The organism is Streptomyces thermoalcalitolerans (assembly GCF_039525155.1).
GTDB lineage: Bacteria > Actinomycetota > Actinomycetes > Streptomycetales > Streptomycetaceae > Streptomyces > Streptomyces thermovulgaris.
In genome coordinates this window covers 144427-165321 of sequence record NZ_BAAAHG010000003.1, presented here as the reverse complement: position 1 = coordinate 165321, position 20895 = coordinate 144427, and the positions used below count along the sequence as shown (strand labels likewise).

The window sequence follows — 20895 nt, the reverse complement described above, 5'->3', positions numbered from 1 at the left end:
CGTACGGTGGATGCCATGCGGCCCGTCTCTCACATCGAACGCACGGTGGCACCCTTCGAGGTCGTCAGCCCCTACCAGCCCAGCGGCGACCAGCCACAGGCCATCGACGAACTCGTCCGGCGCATCCAGGCGGGCGAGAAGGACGTCGTCCTGCTCGGCGCCACCGGCACCGGCAAGTCCGCCACCACCGCGTGGATGATCGAGAAGCTCCAGCGCCCGACCCTCGTCATGGCGCCCAACAAGACCCTGGCCGCCCAGCTGGCCAACGAGTTCCGCGAACTCCTGCCGCACAACGCGGTCGAGTACTTCGTCTCGTACTACGACTACTACCAGCCCGAGGCCTACGTCCCCCAGTCGGACACCTACATCGAGAAGGACTCCTCGATCAACGAGGAGGTCGAGCGACTGCGCCATTCCGCGACCAACGCGCTGCTCACCCGCCGCGACGTCGTCGTGGTCGCCTCCGTCTCCTGCATCTACGGCCTGGGCACCCCGCAGGAGTACGTGGACCGCATGGTCCCGCTCCGGGTCGGCGAGGAGATCGACCGGGACGAACTGCTGCGCCGCTTCGTGGACATCCAGTACACGCGCAACGACGTGTCCTTCACCCGCGGCACCTTCCGGGTGCGCGGCGACACCGTCGAGATCTTCCCGGTCTACGAGGAGCTGGCCGTCCGCATCGAGATGTTCGGCGACGAGATCGAGGCGCTGTCCACGCTCCACCCGGTCACCGGCGAGATCGTCAGCGACGAGCAGCAGCTCTACGTCTTCCCGGCCTCGCACTACATCGCCGGCCCCGAACGCATGGAGCGGGCGATCAACGGCATCGAGAAGGAGCTGGCCGAGCGCCTGGCCGAGCTGGAGAGGCAGGGCAAGCTGCTGGAGGCCCAGCGGCTGCGCATGCGCACCACGTACGACATCGAGATGCTCCGCCAGATCGGCACCTGCTCCGGTGTGGAGAACTACTCGCTGCACTTCGACGGCCGCGCGCCGGGCACCCCGCCCCACACGCTGCTGGACTACTTCCCCGAGGACTTCCTGCTCGTCATCGACGAGTCGCATGTCACCGTCCCCCAGATCGGCGCGATGTACGAGGGCGACGCCTCCCGCAAGCGCACCCTCGTCGAACACGGCTTCCGGCTTCCCTCCGCCCTGGACAACCGGCCGCTGAAGTGGGAGGAGTTCCAGGAGCGCATCGGCCAGACGGTGTACCTGTCGGCGACCCCCGGGCCGTACGAGCTGTCGCGTTCCCGCGGCCAGGTCGAGCAGATCATCCGTCCCACCGGCCTGGTCGACCCCCAGGTCGTCGTCAAGCCCACCGAGGGACAGATCGACGACCTGGTGCACGAGATCCGCAAGCGCGTGGAGAAGGACGAACGGGTCCTGGTCACCACGCTCACCAAGAAGATGGCCGAGGACCTGACCGACTACTTCCAGGAACTCGGCATCCAGGTGCGCTATCTGCACAGCGACGTCGACACCCTGCGCCGGGTCGAGCTGCTGCGCGAACTGCGCAGCGGCGAGTACGACGTCCTGGTCGGCATCAACCTGCTGCGCGAGGGCCTGGACCTGCCCGAGGTGTCCCTGGTGGCGATCCTCGACGCCGACAAGGAGGGCTTCCTGCGCTCGGGCACCTCGCTCATCCAGACCATCGGCCGCGCCGCGCGCAATGTCTCCGGCGAGGTCCACATGTACGCCGACAAGATCACCCCGGCGATGGAGAAGGCCATCGAGGAGACCAACCGCCGCCGGGAGAAGCAGATCGCGTACAACAAGGCCCACGGCATCGACCCGCAGCCGCTGCGCAAGAAGATCAACGACATCGTCGCGCAGATCGCCCGCGAGGAGATCGACACCGAGCAGCTGCTCGGCACCGGATACCGCAAGGGCAAGAAGGACGGCAGGGGCACGAGGACTCCCGTACCGGCATCCGCCGGAAAGGGAACCGGAAAGGGGAAGGGAGCGAAGGGCGCCGCCGGGCCGGCCGCGTCCGCCCGGGGCAAGGCGAAGGAGAAGGTGCCCACCGACCGGCCGGCGGCCGAACTCGCCGAGCAGATCGAGGAGATGACGGCGCGGATGCGTGCCGCCGCGGCCGATCTGCAGTTCGAGATCGCGGCCCGGCTGCGGGACGAGGTCGCGGAGATGAAGAAGGAACTGCGCCAGATGCAGGAGGCGGGCCTGGCCTGACCACGCGTCGTGCGGTGACGGAGGTGCCGCAGGGGCGCGGACCGGATGCGCTGTGTTGCAAGACCGCCACAAAACGCGGATCGGCGTGCGACGGCGTCCGCGCCTGTGCATAGGCTTCCCGGGAAGCCGCAGGACCCGCGGCGCCAGGGGAGCCGTTCGAGAGGGGAAGCAGCCGTGACCGTCAACTTGACCAAGGGTCAGGCCATCAGTCTGCAGAAGGGTGACGGGGGCAGCCTGACCGCGGTCCGCATGGGACTCGGCTGGCAGGCGGCGCCTCGCCGCGGCCTGTTCGGCTCGCGCACACGCGAGATCGACCTCGACGCCTCCGCCGTGCTGTTCGCCGACAAGCAGCCCGTCGACGTCGTCTTCTTCCGGCACCTGGTGAGCGACGACGGCTCGGTGCGGCACACCGGCGACAACCTGGTCGGCGGCGCCGGCCAGGGCGGCGACGACGAGGCGATCCTCGTGGACCTGCAGCGTGTACCGGTCCACATCGACCAGATCGTCTTCACCGTGAACTCCTTCACGGGCCAGACGTTCCAGGAGGTGCAGAACGCCTTCTGCCGCCTGGTCGACGAGACCAACGGCCAGGAGCTCGCCCGCTACACCCTCGCGGGCGGGGGCAACTACACCGCCCAGATCATGGCGAAGGTGCACCGCGTGGGCGGCGCCTGGACGATGACGGCTCTCGGCATTCCCGCCAACGGCCGGACCTTCCAGGATCTGATCCCGGTCATCCTGCCGCATCTGTAAGCACACGACACCGGGGGGCGAAGGCGATGACGGCCGAGCTGGTGCGGGGACAGAACCACGCGCTTTCCGAAGCCCGCCTGGAGATCCGGATCTCGGCCGGCAGCCCGGTCGTGGCCGCGGCCACGCTCAGCGACACCGGCGGCAGGGTGCGGGGCGCCGAGTGGGTGGCCCACCCCGGCGCCCCCGCGCTGCCCGGCCTGGAGGTCTCCCGTCAGGCCGCCGCCCACCACCGGCTCGCCGTCGACCTGGCCGCCCTGCCCGAGGCGGTGCACCGCGTCGAGATCCTGCTCGTCCTGCCCGTCGCGGGCGGCGGTCCGACCCGCTTCGGCGCGGTTCCCGCCCCCTTCGTCGCCGTCACGGCCCTGGACGGCACCGAACTCGCCAGCTACACGATCATCGGCCTGGACACGGAGTCCGCCGTGATCGCCCTGGAGCTCTACCGCCGGCAGGGCGCCTGGAAAGTACGCGCGGTGGGCCAGGGCTACGCCGGCGGCCTGCCCGACCTCCTCGCCGACCGGCACCTGTCCGAGCCCCACCGTCTGGCGGCCGCCGTGGAGGAGGCGGTGGCCCGGGGCCTGGCCCGTTCCGTGGCGCCTCCTCCTTCACGCACACGGCCCGGCGTTCCTTCCCGCCGGACGCCGGCCCAGGGCATGAGTCCGGACCGGCCGGCCGTTGCTCCGCGCACGGCGGACGGCACTCCTCTCCGCCAGTCCCCGGCACCGGCCGTGGGCCCGGAACGGACCGGCCCGGTGGCCTCCCCGGGCCACGGAGCCTCCCAGCCGGCCCAGTCGACCCAGTCGACCCAGCCGGCCCAGCCGGCCCAGTCGGCCCGGCCGGACGGCTCCGGTGCCCCGGCCACCCCGGCTTCCACAGGAGGTCCGATCGACTACCGCCATCCACGACGGCAGACCGCGCCGCCGCCGGCCGCGCCCGCGCAGCCCGTTGCCGGGGACGCGAACGGGTGGTCCATGGAGGAACGGCTCTACAACCAGGTGTGGGGCATGTTCGAGGACCTGGCCCGGACCACGGCCGCCTATCGCAGTGCCGTGGACTTCGCCGAGTCACGGCTGGAGAAGGAGATCGACCAGGCGCTGGCCGACCCGCGCAGCCGTGCCGACGGGCGGGCCGAGGCCGCCCGGGAGGCGGCCCGTGCCCGGTACACGCAGCTCGTCGACCAGGCCAGGGCGGTCCTCGACCGCGACCTGGCCCAGCTCGCCGCCGAGTCCGAGGTCGTCGAACCGGCGCTGCCACCGGCGTACGCGCGCTGGGACAACCCGGTCTGGCACGGCTACCGGGTGCCGGCGCAGAGGCCGATGGCCGTACGCCTCGGGGACCTGTATCTGCCGGAGAACCCGTCCCTGCGCATCCCCCTGCTGGTCCGGCTGCCGTTGCAGCGCGGACTGTGGATCGACAGCGGCCGTCGGCCGTCGGTGTCCGACGGCTCGTTCCCGGAGTTCCCGGAGTTCCCGGGGTTCGCGGACGCCGCGGACTTCACGGACGTCGCGGACAAGGACGAAAGGCGCCGTCTGGCGATGGAGACGGCCGTGGCCCACGCGGCCCGGCTGCTCGCCGTCCACCCGCCCGGCGAGTTCGGTGTCCATGTGGTCGACCCGGCCGGAACCGGAGCGCAGGCGCTCGCGCCCCTGGTGCAGGCGGGGGTGCTCGCGGGACCGCCCGCGGCCGGCCCCGCCGGGGTCGCGGACGTCCTGGGCCGGCTCACCCGGCGGGTCGACCTGATGCAGATGGCCGTGCGCGGGGGTGCCTTCGATGCGCTGCCGCCCGGCTTCGACACCTCCGAGCAGCTGCTGATCGTCAACGACTTCCCGCACGGATTCGACGACCGCGCCGTGACCCGGCTGCGCTATCTCGCCGACGAGGGCCCGGCCGTGGGCGTCCACCTGATGATGGTCGCCGACCGCGAGGACGCCGCCGCCTACGGCCCTTTGCTCGACCCGCTGTGGCGTTCCCTGTTGCGATTGACCCCGGTGCCCGACGACCACCTCGCCGACCCCTGGGTCGGGCACGCCTGGACGTACGAGCCGCCGGTGGTGCCGCGGGGCAGCCGGGTGCTCTTCCTGGTGCTCACCCAGGTCGGTGCCGCCTGCCGTGACGGGAACCGTTGACCGTGACGCAAGATGACCAAGGAACGGTAAAGCCTTCTGAGCTGGGGTTCTGAGGCTTTTCCGCCCTACGTCTTTACCTTTCTTTGGTGGATCGGTTACGGTTTCTTCGTACGGAGGGGAGTATTCCCTGTCTGTAGCGACGTCCCCGTCAGTACGGATCCGAGCGGATCCCGGGGCGTCGGCCCGCTGGGTCCCGGCGCCTTGCGCGCCCGGCCGCACGGGTGGAAGAGACCTCCGGCAGTAGGACGCCAGTTATTTGCAAGCGACGCACCTGCCGGAGGCACCGTGGAAATTTCTCTCACCCTGTGGGCCCTGACCGTCATGGGTCTGGCCGCCCTGATCCTGGTCGACTTCCTCGTCGGCCGCAGGCCCCATGACGTGTCGGTCAAGGAAGCCGGCATCTGGACCTTCGTCTGGGTCGCCCTGGCCTGTCTCTTCGGCCTCGGCCTGCTCTTCTTCGCCGGAGGACGCCCGGCGGGCGAGTTCTTCGCGGGCTTCATCACCGAGAAGTCGCTGAGCGTCGACAACCTCTTCGTCTTCGTCCTGATCATGGCGAAGTTCGCCGTGCCGTCGAGGTACCAGCAGCGGGTGCTGCTGGCCGGCATCCTCATCGCCCTGGTGCTGAGGGCCGTCTTCATCGCCGCCGGAGCCGCGATCATCGCGAACTTCTCGTGGGTGTTCTACCTCTTCGGGGCCTTCCTGATCTGGACCGCCTGGAAGCTCGTCCAGGAGGCCCGTTCCAAGAAGGACGGCGAGGACGAATTCGAGGAGAGCAAGCTGCTCAAGGCGGCCGAGCGCCGCTTCGGCGTGGCCGACCGCTATCACGGAACCAGGCTGTGGATCCAGCAGAACGGCAAGCGTGTGATGACGCCCATGCTGGTCGTGATGCTGGCCATCGGCACGACCGACATTCTGTTCGCCCTCGACTCCATTCCCGCGATCTTCGGCCTCACTCAGGACCCGTACATCGTCTTCACCGCCAACGCCTTCGCCCTGATGGGGCTCAGGCAGCTGTACTTCCTGATGGGCGGCCTGCTGAAGAAGCTGGTCCACCTGTCCTACGGACTGTCGGTGATCCTCGGCTTCATCGGCGTCAAACTGACGCTGCACGCGCTGCACGAGTCCGGCGCCGGCGTTCCGGAGATCGGCATCCCGGTCTCCTTGAGCGTGATCTGCGGCGTTCTGGCCGTCACCACGGTCACCAGCCTGATCGCCTCCAGGAAGCGGGCCGAGGCGGAGGAGGTGTCCGAGAACCACGACGCGAAGGACCGTGTGAATGCTTGATCACCAGGACGACGCACGAGTGCTCATCGAGCATGCGAAGGACCCGGAGCCCTGCGAGGATCGAACCGTGATCACGCGGCTCAAAGCCCTCACCGGGGCGTGGACGATCATCGTGCCGGTGCTCGCGGTGGTCCTCCTGGTCTTCACCTGGCAGCGTTCTCTGCCGGGCTGGGGCGTCGCACTGGTGACGGTGGTCCTCGCGGGCTCGGTCCTGGCCGCCGTGCATCACGCCGAAGTGGTGGCCCACCGGGTCGGTGAACCCTTCGGGTCCCTCATCCTCGCGGTCGCCGTCACGGTCATCGAGGTCGCGCTCATCGTGACCCTGATGCTGGACGGCGGTCCCAAGAGCGCCACGCTCGCCCGCGACACCGTGTTCGCCGCGGTGATGATCACCGTCAACGGCATCGTCGGTCTGAGCCTGCTCGTGGGCTCACTGCGGCACAGAGTCGCCGTCTTCAACCCCGAGGGCTCCGGCGCGGCCCTCGCGACGGTCGCCACCCTGGCCACCCTCTGCCTGGTGCTGCCGACCTTCACCACCAGCAAGCCCGGACCGGAGTACTCCCCGGCCCAGCTCATCTTCGCCGCGCTGGCCTCCCTGGTGCTCTACTGCCTGTTCGTCGCGACCCAGACCGTGCGCCACCGCTCGTACTTCCTCCCTCTGACCCGTCAGGGCGAGGTCATCGACGGCGAGGACCACATCGAACGGCCCACCACCCGGGTCGCCTTCGCCAGCCTGTTCCTGCTCTGCATGGCGCTCGTGGGTGTCGTCGGACTGGCCAAGGGCGTGTCGCCCGCCATCGAAGGCGCCATCCAGACCGCCGGAATGCCGCACTCCGTGGTGGGTGTGCTCATCGCGATGCTCATCCTGCTGCCGGAGACGATCGCCGCGCTGCGCGCCGCCCGCCGCGACAGGGTGCAGATCAGCCTCAATCTCGGGCTCGGCTCGGCGATGGCCAGTATCGGCCTCACCATCCCCACGGTGGCGATCGCGTCGATCTGGCTGCCCGGATCGCTGATCCTGGGCCTCAGCGCCACGCACATGGTGCTGCTCGCCCTGACCCTCATCGTCGGCACCCTCACCGTGGTCCCGGGCCGGGCCACCCCTCTGCAGGGCGGTGTCCATCTGGTGCTGCTGGCCGCCTATCTGGAACTGGCGGTCACCCCCTGAGCCCCCGCGCCCTCGCTGCTCCGTGATAGATCTCCGATGAAGCGTCGATCTCACCGGAGGCCCGACATGAGCCGCTCCACCCGCACCCTCGCGACCGCGCCCATCATGGTTCTCAACGGGCCCAATCTGAACCTCCTGGGGCAGCGCCAGCCGGAGATCTACGGCTCCGACACCCTCGCGGACGTGGAGGCGCTGTGCGCCAGGACGGCGGCCGCGCACGGCGGCACGGTCGACTTCCGCCAGTCCAACCACGAGGGGGAACTGGTCGACTGGATCCACGAGGCCCGGCAGAACCACTGCGGAATCGTCATCAACCCCGCCGCCTACTCGCACACCTCCGTGGCGATCCTGGATGCCCTCAACACCTGCGACGGGATGCCGGTGGTGGAGGTCCACATCTCCAACGTCCACCAGCGCGAGCCGTTCCGGCACCACTCCTATGTCTCGCTGCGCGCCGACGGCGTCATCGCCGGGTGCGGGGTGCAGGGGTACGCCTTCGCGGTGGAGCGGGTGGCGGCCCTGGTCGGCGCGGGGCGGGCGGACGCGTAGACCGCGCACCGGAGCGAGCGGCCGGAGGCATGCGAAGAGAGCCGGGGCGCGGGGCGTCCGTGTGCCGGCTCACCAGCCGCGCTCGTGCCACTCCGGAAGGTGCGGGCGTTCCGCGCCCAGCGTGGTGTCCTTGCCGTGGCCCGGGTACACCCACGTCTCGTCCGGGAGCACGTCGAAGATCTTCGTCTCGACGTCGTGGATGAGGCTCGCGAACGCCTTCGGGTCGTTGTGGGTGTTCCCCACCCCGCCGGGGAAGAGGCAGTCCCCGGTGAACACATGCGGATGCCCGTGCGGGTCGTCGTAGATCAGCACGATCGAGCCCGGGGTGTGACCGACGAGGCGACGCGCGGTCAGCTCCACCTGCCCCACCCGGATCGTGTCGCCGTCGTCGACGAGGACGTCGGTCGGTACGGGGATGCCCTCGGCGTCCTCCCGGCCCGCATGGGTGCGTGCGCCCGTGGCCTCCACGACCTCCGCCAGTGCCTGCCAGTGGTCCGCGTGCCGGTGCGTGGTGACGACCGAGGCGATGCCGTCGTCGCCGATCATGCCGAGCAGGGTGTGCGCGTCGTTCGCCGCGTCGATCAGCAGCTGCTCGTCCGTGGCGCGGCAGCGCAGCAGATAGGCGTTGTTGTCCATCGGACCGACCGCGATCTTGGTGATCATCAGGTCCTTCAGCTCGCGCACGTCCGCCGGGCCGCCGACCGTCACCTCTCCGCTGTACGTCATGGTCGTCAGCCTATAGCGGGAGCGGCCCGGGGGCGTGCGCGGCTGCAGCGGCGGGCAAGGCCGCCGGAGCGAGTGCGCGGCTACAGCGGGGGCAGGGCCGGCAGCGCGCCGTCCGTCACCTTCAGGGCGGATCCGTCGCGGCGCCCCGCGAGCCAGCCGAGCAGGTCCGCCCGTCCCCCTGTGACGGTGACGGCGGGCTTCTCCGCCTTCCGGCCGGTCTCCCAGGTGCGGGTGCCGTCCGTCAGCCGGGTGTACGGCACCTCCGGGTGCCCGGTGAACCGCTGGGCCAGGAACTCGATCTCCCGCTCGACGAACTCGTCCGGCAGGTCCTCCAGCTCGTAGCCGATCCCCAGGTCCACATGGTGGAGCTCCACCTCCACCCAGCGCCGGAACGGCACCCGGGAGGCGGAGTCGGTGACGCCGTTGCGCAGCTCCACGGTGCGGGACCAGTCCGCGGGCTCGGCCGCCACCCGCTGCAGCCGGGCCGCGCTCTCGCGCACGTCGGCGAGCTGCGCCTGAAGGGGACGCGGGGCGCCCCGCTCGATGTCGGCGTCCCGGGCCTCGGCGGAGGCGTACATGGGGCGCCCCTCGAGCACGTTCACCAGGGCGTCCGCGTTGCGGGCCAGATGGGCCAGGACATGGCCCCGGGTCCAGCCGGGCAGCCGTGAGGGGTCGGTCACAGCCGCGTCGTCCAGGAGGGCGACCGCGGTCAGCAGCCGCTCGGTTGCGTCCTGTACGGATGCCAGGTCGCGTACGTGATCAATCATGACGCCGACCTTAGCCGCGTCACACCATCGGGTGAAGACGGCGAACCGTACCCGTAAATCGAATGCACGTCCTATAAAGTCGGGTGCGGCATCGGGCATGCTGGAGCATCCGGGATCGTTGAATGTCCGGGCGCATCCGGGAATCCCGCCCGGCGTTGTCAGTGGCTCCCCCTAGTCTGAGGAACGCGGGGGCCCCGCCCCTGTCACTTCTCTCAAGAAAGGTGCGGACCGGCGTGGCCGACCGTCTCATCGTCCGTGGTGCACGTGAGCACAACCTGAAGAACGTCTCGCTCGACCTGCCCCGGGACTCGCTCATCGTCTTCACGGGCCTGTCCGGATCGGGCAAGTCCTCCCTGGCCTTCGACACCATCTTCGCCGAGGGCCAGCGGCGCTACGTGGAGTCGCTCTCCTCGTACGCCCGCCAGTTCCTCGGCCAGATGGACAAGCCGGACGTCGACTTCATCGAGGGCCTGTCCCCGGCGGTCTCCATCGACCAGAAGTCGACCTCGCGCAACCCGCGCTCGACGGTCGGCACCATCACCGAGGTCTACGACTACCTGCGCCTGCTCTACGCCCGCATCGGCAAGCCGCACTGCCCGGAGTGCGGCCGCCCGATCTCCCGCCAGTCGCCGCAGGCCATCGTCGACAAGGTCCTGGAGCTGCCGGAGGGAAGCCGCTTCCAGGTGCTCTCGCCGCTGGTGCGCGAGCGCAAGGGCGAGTTCGTCGATCTCTTCGCCGACCTCCAGGCCAAGGGCTACTCCCGCGCGCGCGTGGACGGCGAGATCGTCCAGCTCGCCCACCCGCCCACGCTGAAGAAGCAGGAGAAGCACACCATCGAGGTGGTCGTCGACCGCCTCACCGTGAAGGACAGCGCCAAGCGCCGCCTGACCGACTCCGTCGAGACCGCGCTCGGCCTCTCGGGCGGCATGGTCGTGCTCGACTTCGTCGACCTGCCCGAGGACGACCCCGAGCGCGAGCGCATGTACTCCGAGCACCTGTACTGCCCGTACGACGACCTGTCCTTCGAGGAGCTGGAGCCACGCTCCTTCTCCTTCAACTCGCCCTTCGGCGCCTGCCCCGAGTGCACCGGCATCGGCACGCGCATGGAGGTCGACCCGGAGCTGATCGTCCCCGACGAGGAGAAGACCCTCGACGAGGGCGCCATCCACCCCTGGTCGCACGGGCACACCAAGGAGTACTTCGGCCGGCTGATCGGCGCCCTCGCCGACGCCCTCGGCTTCCGCACCGACATCCCCTTCGCGGGCCTGCCGCAGCGCGCCAAGAAGGCCCTGCTGTACGGGCACAAGACGCAGATCGAGGTCCGCTACCGCAACCGGTACGGGCGCGAGCGCGTCTACACCACGCCCTTCGAGGGCGCCGTACCGTTCGTCAAGCGCCGCCACAGCGAGGCCGAGAGCGACACGAGCCGCGAGCGCTTCGAGGGCTACATGCGCGAGGTGCCCTGCCCCGGCTGCAAGGGCACACGGCTGAAGCCGGCCGTCCTCGCGGTCACGCTCATGGGCAAGTCGATCGCCGAGATCTCCGCGATGTCGATCAGCGACTGCGCCGACTTCCTGCGCGAGCTGAAGCTGGACGCCCGGGAGAAGAAGATCGCCGAGCGTGTGCTCAAGGAGGTCAACGAGCGGCTGCGGTTCCTGGTCGACGTCGGTCTGGACTACCTCTCCCTCAACCGCGCGGCCGGCACGCTCTCCGGCGGCGAGGCCCAGCGCATCCGCCTGGCCACTCAGATTGGCTCCGGCCTCGTCGGCGTGCTGTACGTCCTGGACGAGCCGTCCATCGGACTGCACCAGCGCGACAACCACCGGCTGATCGAGACTCTGGTCCGGCTGCGCGACATGGGCAACACGCTCATCGTCGTCGAGCACGACGAGGACACCATCAAGACCGCCGACTGGATCGTCGACATCGGCCCCGGAGCGGGCGAGCACGGCGGCAGGGTCGTGCACAGCGGCCCCCTGAAGGAGCTGCTGGCGAACACCGAGTCGCAGACCGGCCAGTACCTGTCGGGCAGGAAGTCCATCCCGGTGCCCGAGGTCCGGCGTCCCCGCGACCCCGCCCGGCAGCTCGTCGTGCGCGGCGCCCGCGAGAACAACCTCAAGGACATCGACGTGTCCTTCCCGCTGGGCGTGTTCACGGCCGTCACCGGCGTCTCCGGCTCCGGCAAGTCCACCCTGGTCAACGACATCCTCTACACCCACCTGGCCCGCGAGCTCAACGGCGCGCGGAACGTGCCCGGCCGGCACACGCGGGTGGAGGGCGACGACCTCGTCGACAAGGTGGTGCACGTCGACCAGTCGCCCATCGGCCGCACCCCGCGGTCCAACCCGGCGACCTACACCGGGGTGTTCGACCACATCCGCAGGCTGTTCGCCGAGACCACCGAGGCGAAGGTCCGCGGCTACCTGCCCGGCCGCTTCTCCTTCAACGTCAAGGGCGGCCGCTGCGAGAACTGCGCGGGCGACGGCACGATCAAGATCGAGATGAACTTCCTCCCGGACGTCTACGTCCCGTGCGAGGTCTGCCACGGCGCCCGGTACAACCGGGAGACCCTGGAGGTCCACTACAAGGGCAAGTCCATCGCCGATGTGCTGAACATGCCGATCGAGGAGGCCCTGCACTTCTTCGAGGCCGTCCCGGCGATCTCCCGTCACCTGAGGACGCTCAACGACGTCGGCCTCGGCTACGTCCGGCTCGGCCAGTCCGCGACCACCCTGTCCGGCGGTGAGGCACAGCGTGTGAAGCTCGCCAGCGAGCTGCAGCGCCGCTCCACCGGCCGCACCGTCTACGTCCTGGACGAGCCCACCACCGGTCTGCACTTCGAGGACATCAACAAGCTGCTCAAGGTGCTGTCCGGCCTGGTCGACAAGGGCAACACGGTCATCGTCATCGAGCACAACCTCGACGTGATCAAGACCGCCGACTGGATCATCGACATGGGCCCGGAGGGCGGCGCCGGCGGCGGCCGGGTCGTCGCCGAGGGCACGCCCGAGCAGGTGGCCGGCGTCCCCGCCAGCCACACCGGGAAGTTCCTGCGCGAGATCCTGCGGCCGGACAGCATCAGCGACGCCGCGTCCTCACCCGGGGCCGGCGGCGGCACGGCGGCCGGGAAGGTTCCGGCCGCCCGGAGGGCGGCCCGGGCCCGCGGCGCCTGAGCCACCGCCCGGACGGGGCTGCCGTGCCGGCCCGGGGGCTGCCTACGGCTCGCCGACCTCCGACGCGTACGGCGGCTCCGCGCCCGCGCGCGAGCAGGTGACGGCCGCCGCGCGGGCCGCGAACCGCAGCAGCCCCGTCCAGCCCGAGGCACCCAGCCTGGCCATGCCCTCCGGGGAGAGGGCGTCGCGCACGGACAGGGCGTGCAGCAGCGCCGCGTTCACGGTGTCGCCCGCGCCGATGGTGTCCACGACCTCGACCTTCTCGCCCGGCACGGAGTACTCGCCGTCCTTGGTGTAGGCGGTGAGCCCGTCGCCCCCGTGCGTGATCACCACGGCCGACGGCCCGGCGGCCAGCCACTCGCGCGGGGTGCCGCCCAGCCACCGTGCGTCCTCCTCGGACAGCTTCAGCAGCGACACCGAGGGCAGCCAGCCGGCGAAACGCGCCCGGTAGGCGTCCGCGTCCCCGATCAGACCGGGCCGGATGTTCGGGTCCAGCGCGGTGAACACGCCCTGCCCGGCCGCCTTCCGCATCAGCTCCTCGTACGCGCTCGCCCCCGGCTCCAGGACCAGTGAGCAGGTGCCGAAGGACACCGCACGGGTCCCGGCGGGCAGCTCGGCGGGCGCGGTGAACAGGCGGTCGGCGGTGCCGTCGACGTAGAACGAGTATCCGGCCGAGCCGTCGGCGCCGACCGTGGCGACCGCCAGCGTGGTCGGCTCGCTGCCGCGCTGCACACCCGAGACGTCCACCCCGGCCCGCCGCAGCCCGTCGAGCAGTGCCTCACCGAAGGCGTCGTACGACAGACGGGAGCAGAAGGCGGTACGGGAACCGAGGCGGCCGAGCGCGACGGCCGTGTTGTACGGGCCGCCGCCGAGCGCCGGTTTGAGATCCGCGAGGGCACCCGTGCCCCGCGGTACCAGGTCGATCAGGGCTTCACCGGCGACAACGATCACGAGTCGGTTCCTTTCGGCAGTTCGGGCGGGAAGTTATCCCATTCCGCGCCGGAGGTAAATGCCGGGTCCATGTGCCGGCACAGGGCCCCCACCCCCCGTTCCTGCTGGTGCCGGGCCGGTGGGTATCGTCGAGCCGTCCGGCTTTCCGACCAGTGGAGGACTTTCATGTCCGGCCGTCCTGCCGCGAGTCGCCGTACCGTCCTTCGGGGAGCGGCCCTCACCCCTGTCGCCGCGCTCGGGCTCACCGCCTGCGGACCGGACGGCACCGGCTCCTACTCTGCCCCCACGCCCACCGCACCGGTCACCCTCGGCGCCGAGAGCGAGATACCCAAGGGCGGCGCCAAGCTCTACTGGGACCACAAAGTGGTGGTCAGCCGGGGCGACGACGGCACTCTGAAGGCGTACAGCGCGCTGTGCACGCACGCGCAGTGCGTGATCAACAAGCTCGAGGGGACGAAGCTGATCTGTCCCTGCCACGGCAGCGAGTTCGACGCCACCACCGGGCAGGTGACGCGGTCCCCGGCCTCCGTCCCGCTGCCCGAGGTGCCCGTACGGGTGGAGGGCGGCAAGATCGTCGTCGGACCCGAGGCCTGACGGCGGGCCGCCGTCCCCGGCCCGCTCACTCCCAGTCCCAGCCGATCCCCACGATCCCCGACCGCACCCGCGCCTCCACGAGGTGGACCGAGCGGTGCCGCGCGCTCACCGGCAGCTCCTGGCGGCCGCCGCGCGGGGCCACCACCGAGGCCTGGGTGAACCGGTGGCAGCGCACGGGCAGGGCGTCGGTGCCGAACCGCACCTGAAGGACGTACTGCCCGCCGGCCGAGTCGAACTCCCGGAAGCACTCGCGCGCCACCCCGGCGGTGCCGTCCTCGACGCGGTACCGGAACAGGAACGTGTCACCGGCCCGCAGCCGGGTGTCGAAGAGCAGCTCGGCCACCAGCACCCCGGTGCCGTGGTGCCGCCGTACCCGCCCCGTACGGCAGTTCTCCAGGGCATGCACGGTCATCCGACCCGGCACGCACCCCGGGTCGCCGTGGTGGACGGCCACGAAGCGGTCCACACCGTCCCGGTGCGCGCGCACGACGTACTGGGACTCGCGCTCGGCCAGCTCCCGGCGCGCCCCGATCCGCACCCGCTCGTGGTGGACCAGGGTGTGCAGACCGCTGCCGTGCGGGCAGCCCAGTTCGGCCAGCAGCCCGCGCAGCACGTCCGACGCCTCCATGAGGGAACGGTAGGAGCGCGCACCGGGCCGCCGGGGGCCCGGACGTTCCTCGCTCTCGGCCAGCAGCCGGATCAGCGACTCGTCCGGCAGTCGCAGGATCTCCTCCAGGGCCCGTACGGCCCGCAGCGACTCCGGCCGCTGCGGACGCCGCGCGCCCTGCTGCCAGTAGCTCAGACTGGTGACCCCCACCCTGACCCCGTAGCGCGACAGGTGGTGCTGCACGCGCTGCAGGGGCAGTCCACGGGCGGCGATCGCGGCGCGCAGCGCCACATGGAAGGGGCCGCCGCGCAGGGCCGCGTCCAGTTCGGCGGCCGTGGTGTCCGCCTGCTGCGGGGCGTACGCCATGCACGGACCTTTCTGTGAGGGTGCGGACGGCTGGTCGGGACCGTTCACACGGGTCCCCCGGGGCCACCACCCCCGCGCGCGGGCACAACAGAAGACGCCCCCGTACGCACTTCCGTGCGCCGCCGTCGACGGCCCCGAGTTCCCCCCGCATTGAAGCGTGTGGATCAAGTCCCGACAACACTTCAGACAGCCGGACGCGTACTCCCGGCCATGTGCGCACCCCGCCCGAAGCGGGCCGGAAGGCGCCGGGAAGGGGACGGAGCTGGAGGCCCACCGCCGTGCCGGCGCGCGACAGTAGGGTGTGAGACATGGCCGACCCCTCCAGCTACCGCCCCAGACCGGGAGACATCCCGGACTCTCCCGGGGTCTACAAATTCCGTGACGAGCACCGCCGGGTGATCTACGTCGGAAAGGCGAAGAGTCTGCGCCAGCGCCTGGCGAACTACTTCCAGGACCTGGCGAACCTCCATCCGCGCACCCGGACCATGGTCACCACGGCCGCGTCCGTGGAGTGGACCGTGGTGTCCACGGAGGTCGAGGCGCTGCAGCTGGAGTACTCCTGGATCAAGGAGTTCGCCCCCCGGTTCAACGTCAAGTACCGCGACGACAAGAGCTATCCGTATCTCGCGGTGACGATGAACGAGGAGTTCCCGCGGGCGCAGGTGATGCGCGGCCACAAGAAGAAGGGCGTGCGCTACTTCGGGCCGTACGCGCACGCGTGGGCCATCCGCGACACCGTCGACCTGCTGCTGCGCGTCTTCCCGGTGCGCACCTGCTCGGCCGGTGTCTTCAAGAACGCCGCCCGCACCGGCCGTCCCTGCCTGCTCGGCTACATCGGCAAGTGCTCCGCGCCCTGCGTCGGCCGGATCTCCGCCGAGGAGCACCGGAAGCTGGCCGAGGAGTTCTGCGACTTCATGGCCGGCCGCACGGGCGCGCACCTGCGCCGCCTGGAGAAGGAGATGACCGAGGCGGCCGAGGCGCTGGAGTACGAGCGGGCCGCCCGTCTGCGCGACGACATCGAGGCCCTGCGCACGGCCATGGAGAAGAACGCGGTCGTGCTCGCCGACGCCACCGACGCCGACCTCGTCGCCGTCGCGGAGGACGAGCTGGAGGCCGCCGTGCAGATCTTCCATGTGCGCGGCGGGCGTGTGCGCGGCCAGCGCGGCTGGGTGACCGACAAGGTGGAGGACGTCACCACCGGCGCCCTCGTCGAGCACGCCCTGCAGCAGCTGTACGGCGAGGAGAGCGGGGACGCCGTACCCAGGGAGGTCCTGGTCTCGGCCCTGCCCGACCCGGCCGGGCCGGTCCAGCAGTGGCTCACCGGCCGCCGCGGGGCGAACGTCTCGCTGCGGGTCCCGCAGCGCGGCGACAAGAAGGACCTGCTGGAGACCGTGCGGCGCAACGCCCGGCAGGCGCTCGCCCTGCACAAGACCAGACGTGCCTCGGACCTGACCACGCGCTCACGTGCCCTGGAGGAGATCGCCGAGGCCCTCGGCCTGGACAGCGCCCCTCTGCGGATCGAGTGCTACGACATCTCCCACCTCCAGGGCGACGACGTGGTGGCCTCCATGGTCGTCTTCGAGGACGGTCTGCAGCGCAAGAGCGAGTACCGCCGCTTCAGGATCAAGGGCTTCGCCGGCCAGGACGACGTCCGCTCCATGCACGAGGTGATCAGCCGCCGCTTCAAGCGGTACCTCGCCGAGCAGGAGAGGAGCGGGGGGTGGGCCGACGGCGAGGGCGCCCGCGCCGACGGCTCGCCGGGCGCGCTCACCGAGGACGACGGACGCCCCAGGCGTTTCGCCTATCCGCCGCAGCTCGTCGTCGTCGACGGCGGCCGGCCCCAGGTCGCCGCCGCCCAGCGGGCCCTGGACGAGCTCGGCATCGACGACATCGCCGTGTGCGGGCTGGCCAAGCGCCTGGAGGAGGTGTGGCTGCCCGGTGAGGACGATCCGGTGGTCCTGCCCCGCAGCAGCGAGGGCCTGTACCTGCTGCAGCGGGTGCGCGACGAGGCCCACCGGTTCGCGATCGCCTACCAGCGCACCCGGCGGGCCAAGCGCCTGAGGTCCGGTCCCCTGGACGAGGTACCCGGCCTGGGCGAGACGCGCAAACAGGCGCTGATCAAGCATTTCGGCTCGGTGAAGCGGCTGCGGTCCGCGACAATCGACCAGATCTGCGAGGTACCCGGCATAGGCCGCAAGACGGCCGAGACGATCGCCGCGGCCCTCGCCCAGGCGGCCCCGGCCGCCCCCGCCGTCAACACGGCGACGGGAGAGATCATGGAAGACGTGGAGGAAGTGCCGCTCGAGGCGGGGGCGAGCGGCGCGAGGGAGCCCGCGACCACGGGCGTCCCGGACGACCGACGGGGGCAGGAGACATGACCGAGCACGAGGCACGACGGCAGAACGCCGAGAAGGATCAGACCCACGAGGAGACCCGTGCCGAGCAGCGGCACGCGGCCCAGGAAGCCAAGGAAGCCCAGGAAGCCAAGGAAGACGGAGAACAGGTGAGCATCGACACGGCCGGTCTCCCCGACACGGCCATTCCCGAGCTGGTGATCATCACCGGCATGTCCGGGGCCGGCCGGTCCACGGCCGCCAAGTGCCTGGAGGACCTCGGCTGGTTCGTCGTCGACAACCTGCCACCGGCGCTGATCACCACGATGGTGGAGCTCGGCGCCCGTTCGCAGGGCAACGTGGCCCGTATCGCGGTCGTCGTCGACGTCCGCGGCCGCCGCTTCTTCGACGCCCTGCGCGAGTCCCTGGCCGACCTGGACGCCAAGAACGTCACACGGCGGATCGTCTTCCTGGAGTCCTCCGACGAGGCCCTGGTGCGCCGCTTCGAGTCGGTGCGCCGCCCCCATCCGCTCCAGGGCGACGGCCGTATCGTCGACGGCATCGCCGCCGAGCGGGAACTGCTGCGGGAGCTGCGCGGCGACGCCGACCTGGTGATCGACACCTCCGGCCTCAACGTGCACGAGCTGCGCGCCAAGATGGACGCCCAGTTCGCCGGTGAGGAGGAGCCCGAGCTGCGGGCCACGGTGATGTCGTTCGGCTTCAAGTACGGCCTGCCGGTCGACGCCGACCTGGTCGCGGACATGCGGTTTCTGCCCAACCCGCACTGGGTGCCCGAGCTGCGCCCGTACACCGGGCTGAACGAGGAGGTCGCCACGTATGTCTTCAACCAGCCCGGCGCCAAGGAGTTCCTCGACCGCTACTCCGAGCTGCTGCGGCTGATCGCGGCCGGCTACCGCCGCGAGGGCAAGCGGTACGTGACCATCGCCATCGGCTGCACGGGCGGCAAGCACCGCTCGGTGGCCATGGCCGAGAAGCTGGCCGCGCGGCTCGCGGCCGAGGACGTGGAGACCGTCGTCGTCCACCGGGACGTGGGGCGCGAGTGAACAAAAGAGGTACTCCGCGGCTGAGCGGACTGCGCCGGGTGGTACCAGGGGGGCGTGCGGTGCGCCGGGCGACCGGTGCACACGCGGGGCGCACCGTGGAGGCCCGGGGCGCGCGGGCGCGCCGGCGCGGGACCCAGCCCAAGGTGGTCGCCCTCGGCGGCGGCATGGGTCTGTCCGCCTCGCTCGCCGCACTGCGCCGGATCACCGGCGATCTGACCGCCGTCGTCACCGTGGCCGACGACGGCGGCTCCAGCGGGCGCCTGCGCGACGAACTGGGGGTGCTGCCGCCCGGCGACCTGCGCAAGGCGCTGGCCGCGCTGTGCGGTGACGACGAGTGGGGCCAGACCTGGGCCCGGGTCATCCAGCACCGCTTCACCTCGCAGGGCGATCTGCACGACCACGCGGTGGGCAATCTGCTGATCGTCGCCCTGTGGGAGCAGCTCGGCGACCATGTGCAGGCACTGGACCTGGTGGGCAAGCTGCTGGGCGCCCACGGGCGCGTGCTGCCCATGTCGGCCGTGCCCCTGGAGCTGCAGGCACTGGTCAAGGGGCACGATCCGCGGCGGCCCGAGGAGGTCGGCCTCGTCCGCGGGCAGGCCACGGTCGCGCTCACCCCGGGGGAGGTGCAGTCCGTGCACCTCGTGCCGAACGACCCGCCCGCCGTGCCGGAGGCGGTGGAGGCGGTCCTGGACGCGGACTGGGTGGTGCTCGGGCCCGGCTCCTGGTTCTCGTCGGTCATCCCGCACCTGCTGGTGCCGGAGCTGCGCGACGCGCTCACCGAGACCAAGGCGCGGCGGGTGCTGTCGCTGAACCTCGCGCCGCAACCGGGGGAAACCGAGGGCTTCTCCCCGCAGCGTCATTTGGAGGTTTTGGGACGACACGCCCCTAAACTCGCCCTGGACGTGGTGCTGGCCGACGAGGCCGCCGTGCCCGACCGCGAAGGGCTCAGCGAGGCCGCCGAGCGACTGGGCGCCGCGGTCGAACTCGCGCCGGTGGCCCGGAGGGACGGAACTCCGCGGCACGACCCGGAGCTGCTGGCCGCCGCGTACGACCGTATTTTTCGGATGCATGGAAGGATCGGCCCATGGCGATGACGGCAGCGGTGAAGGACGAGATCTCCCGGCTACCCGTCACCCGGACCTGCTGCAGAAAGGCGGAGGTCTCCGCCGTTCTGCGGTTCGCCGGCGGCCTTCACCTGGTCAGTGGGCGCATCGTGATCGAGGCGGAGCTGGACACCGCCATGGCGGCACGGCGTCTGAAACGGGACGTCCTGGAGATCTTCGGCCACAGCTCCGAGCTGATCGTGATGGCGCCGGGCGGGCTGCGGCGCGGCTCGCGCTATGTGGTGCGCGTCGTCGCGGGCGGTGACCAACTGGCCCGCCAGACCGGGCTGGTCGACGGGCGGGGCCGCCCGATCCGCGGCCTGCCGCCGCAGGTGGTGTCGGGGGCGACCTGCGACGCCGAGGCCGCCTGGCGCGGGGCGTTCCTGGCCCATGGCTCGCTCACCGAGCCGGGCCGGTCCTCCTCCCTGGAGGTGACCTGCCCCGGCCCGGAGGCCGCACTCGCCCTGGTCGGTGCCGCCCGCCGGCTGTCCATCGGGGCGAAGGCCCGCGAGGTGCGCGGCGTCGACCGGGTCGTCGTCCGCGACGGCGACGCGATCGGCGCCCTGCTGACCCGTCTGGGCGCCCATGAGTCCGTGCTGGCCTGGGAGGAGCGGCGGATGCGCCGCGAGGTCCGTGCCACGGCCAACCGCCTCGCCAACTTCGACGACGCCAACCTGCGCCGCTCGGCCCGCGCGGCCGTCGCGGCCGGGGCCCGGGTGCAGCGCGCCCTGGAGATCCTCGGCGACGACGTCCCCGAGCACCTCGCCGCCGCGGGACGTCTGCGCATGGAGCACAAGCAGGCGTCCCTGGAGGAGCTCGGCGCTCTCGCCGACCCCCCGCTGACCAAGGACGCGGTCGCGGGCCGCATCCGCCGTCTTCTCGCCATGGCGGACAAGCGCGCCGCGGACCTCGGCATCCCGGGCACCGAGGCCAACCTCACGGAGGACCTGGCGGACAACCTGGCCGGCTGACCCGGCCGGCGCCGTGGGACCGGGACGCGGCCTGCCCTCCGGGGCCGGCCGCGTTCTCGTTGCGCGCGCTCCGTGTCCGCACCCGCCTCCGGCCGGGAGGCGGGTGCGGGCCGCGCCCCGTCCCCCTGTCCGCAGGCGTCCCGCCGGTGCGCCCGGGGCGCTGCGAGAGGCGCGGT

The 20895-nt window shown here is 71.2% G+C and carries 16 protein-coding genes; 12 read left to right on the top strand and 4 right to left on the bottom strand.

The features are described 5' to 3' along the window. Positions 1-15: 15 nt before the first annotated feature. The 6 genes from uvrB to aroQ all read left to right on the top strand — a co-directional run bounded on the left by uvrB (position 16) and on the right by aroQ (position 8064). Positions 16-2187: an excinuclease ABC subunit UvrB gene (uvrB, locus tag ABD224_RS03505; RefSeq protein ID WP_344046606.1), complete on the top strand. Its 2172-nt coding sequence runs from the start codon at positions 16-18 to the stop codon at positions 2185-2187. A 174-nt stretch (positions 2188-2361) separates the two neighbouring features. Further along, positions 2362-2940 carry a TerD family protein gene (locus ABD224_RS03500; protein ID WP_344046604.1) on the top strand — a complete coding sequence of 193 codons (579 nt, stop codon included), beginning with the start codon at positions 2362-2364 and terminating at the stop codon, positions 2938-2940. Positions 2941-2966: 26 nt separating this feature from the next. Beyond that, positions 2967-5063 carry a TerD family protein gene (locus ABD224_RS03495; RefSeq protein WP_344046602.1) on the top strand — a complete coding sequence of 699 codons (2097 nt, stop codon included), beginning with the start codon at positions 2967-2969 and terminating at the stop codon, positions 5061-5063. A 285-nt stretch (positions 5064-5348) separates the two neighbouring features. Continuing rightward, on the top strand, positions 5349-6347 hold the full coding sequence (locus ABD224_RS03490; RefSeq protein WP_344046600.1) for a TerC family protein: 999 nt from the start codon (positions 5349-5351) through the stop codon (positions 6345-6347). 67 nt (positions 6348-6414) lie between these two features. Beyond that, positions 6415-7515: a calcium:cation antiporter gene (locus ABD224_RS03485; RefSeq protein ID WP_344046735.1), complete on the top strand. Its 1101-nt coding sequence runs from the start codon at positions 6415-6417 to the stop codon at positions 7513-7515. A gap of 66 nt (positions 7516-7581) precedes the next feature. Further along, on the top strand, positions 7582-8064 hold the full coding sequence (gene aroQ / locus ABD224_RS03480) for a type II 3-dehydroquinate dehydratase (protein ID WP_344046598.1): 483 nt from the start codon (positions 7582-7584) through the stop codon (positions 8062-8064). Positions 8065-8133: 69 nt separating this feature from the next. On the opposite strand, the gene ABD224_RS03475 is transcribed toward aroQ, so the two are convergent. Both ABD224_RS03475 and ABD224_RS03470 read right to left on the bottom strand, forming a co-directional pair. Continuing rightward, positions 8134-8790 carry an MBL fold metallo-hydrolase gene (locus ABD224_RS03475; RefSeq protein WP_344046596.1) on the bottom strand — a complete coding sequence of 219 codons (657 nt, stop codon included), beginning with the start codon at positions 8788-8790 and terminating at the stop codon, positions 8134-8136. Positions 8791-8870: 80 nt separating this feature from the next. Then, entirely contained in the window at positions 8871-9557 is a 687-nt protein-coding gene (locus tag ABD224_RS03470) for a maleylpyruvate isomerase family mycothiol-dependent enzyme (RefSeq protein ID WP_344046594.1), read from the bottom strand. Positions 9558-9790: 233 nt separating this feature from the next. Here ABD224_RS03470 and uvrA point away from each other — a divergent pair, with 233 nt between their 5' ends. Continuing rightward, positions 9791-12730, top strand: a complete 2940-nt coding sequence (gene uvrA, locus ABD224_RS03465; protein WP_344046592.1) for an excinuclease ABC subunit UvrA — start codon at positions 9791-9793, stop codon at positions 12728-12730. Between the two features lie 42 nt (positions 12731-12772). Here the strand turns inward: uvrA and ABD224_RS03460 are convergent, their stop codons facing one another. Next, positions 12773-13681 (bottom strand): carbohydrate kinase family protein, encoded by a 909-nt coding sequence (locus ABD224_RS03460; RefSeq protein ID WP_344046590.1) that lies wholly within the window; start codon positions 13679-13681, stop codon positions 12773-12775. Between the two features lie 165 nt (positions 13682-13846). Here ABD224_RS03460 and ABD224_RS03455 point away from each other — a divergent pair, with 165 nt between their 5' ends. After that, positions 13847-14275 carry a Rieske (2Fe-2S) protein gene (locus ABD224_RS03455; protein ID WP_344046588.1) on the top strand — a complete coding sequence of 143 codons (429 nt, stop codon included), beginning with the start codon at positions 13847-13849 and terminating at the stop codon, positions 14273-14275. A gap of 25 nt (positions 14276-14300) precedes the next feature. Here the strand turns inward: ABD224_RS03455 and ABD224_RS03450 are convergent, their stop codons facing one another. Beyond that, the gene (locus tag ABD224_RS03450; RefSeq protein WP_344046586.1) at positions 14301-15248 is read right to left on the bottom strand and encodes a hypothetical protein; all 948 of its coding nucleotides are present in this window, start codon (positions 15246-15248) and stop codon (positions 14301-14303) included. A gap of 308 nt (positions 15249-15556) precedes the next feature. Between ABD224_RS03450 and uvrC the strand changes: the two genes are divergently transcribed. Genes uvrC through whiA form a run of 4 tightly spaced genes read left to right on the top strand, consistent with a single transcriptional unit; the run spans position 15557 to position 20719 of the window. Beyond that, positions 15557-17626: an excinuclease ABC subunit UvrC gene (uvrC, locus tag ABD224_RS03445; protein ID WP_344046584.1), complete on the top strand. Its 2070-nt coding sequence runs from the start codon at positions 15557-15559 to the stop codon at positions 17624-17626. Further along, the gene (gene rapZ, locus ABD224_RS03440; RefSeq protein WP_344046582.1) at positions 17623-18645 is read left to right on the top strand and encodes an RNase adapter RapZ; all 1023 of its coding nucleotides are present in this window, start codon (positions 17623-17625) and stop codon (positions 18643-18645) included. The genes uvrC and rapZ overlap by 4 nt, the downstream gene beginning before the upstream one ends. Further along, positions 18642-19739 (top strand): gluconeogenesis factor YvcK family protein, encoded by a 1098-nt coding sequence (locus ABD224_RS03435; protein ID WP_344046580.1) that lies wholly within the window; start codon positions 18642-18644, stop codon positions 19737-19739. Before rapZ ends, ABD224_RS03435 begins: the two co-directional genes overlap by 4 nt. After that, the gene (whiA, locus tag ABD224_RS03430; RefSeq protein WP_344046578.1) at positions 19730-20719 is read left to right on the top strand and encodes a DNA-binding protein WhiA; all 990 of its coding nucleotides are present in this window, start codon (positions 19730-19732) and stop codon (positions 20717-20719) included. Before ABD224_RS03435 ends, whiA begins: the two co-directional genes overlap by 10 nt. Positions 20720-20895 lie beyond the last annotated feature (176 nt).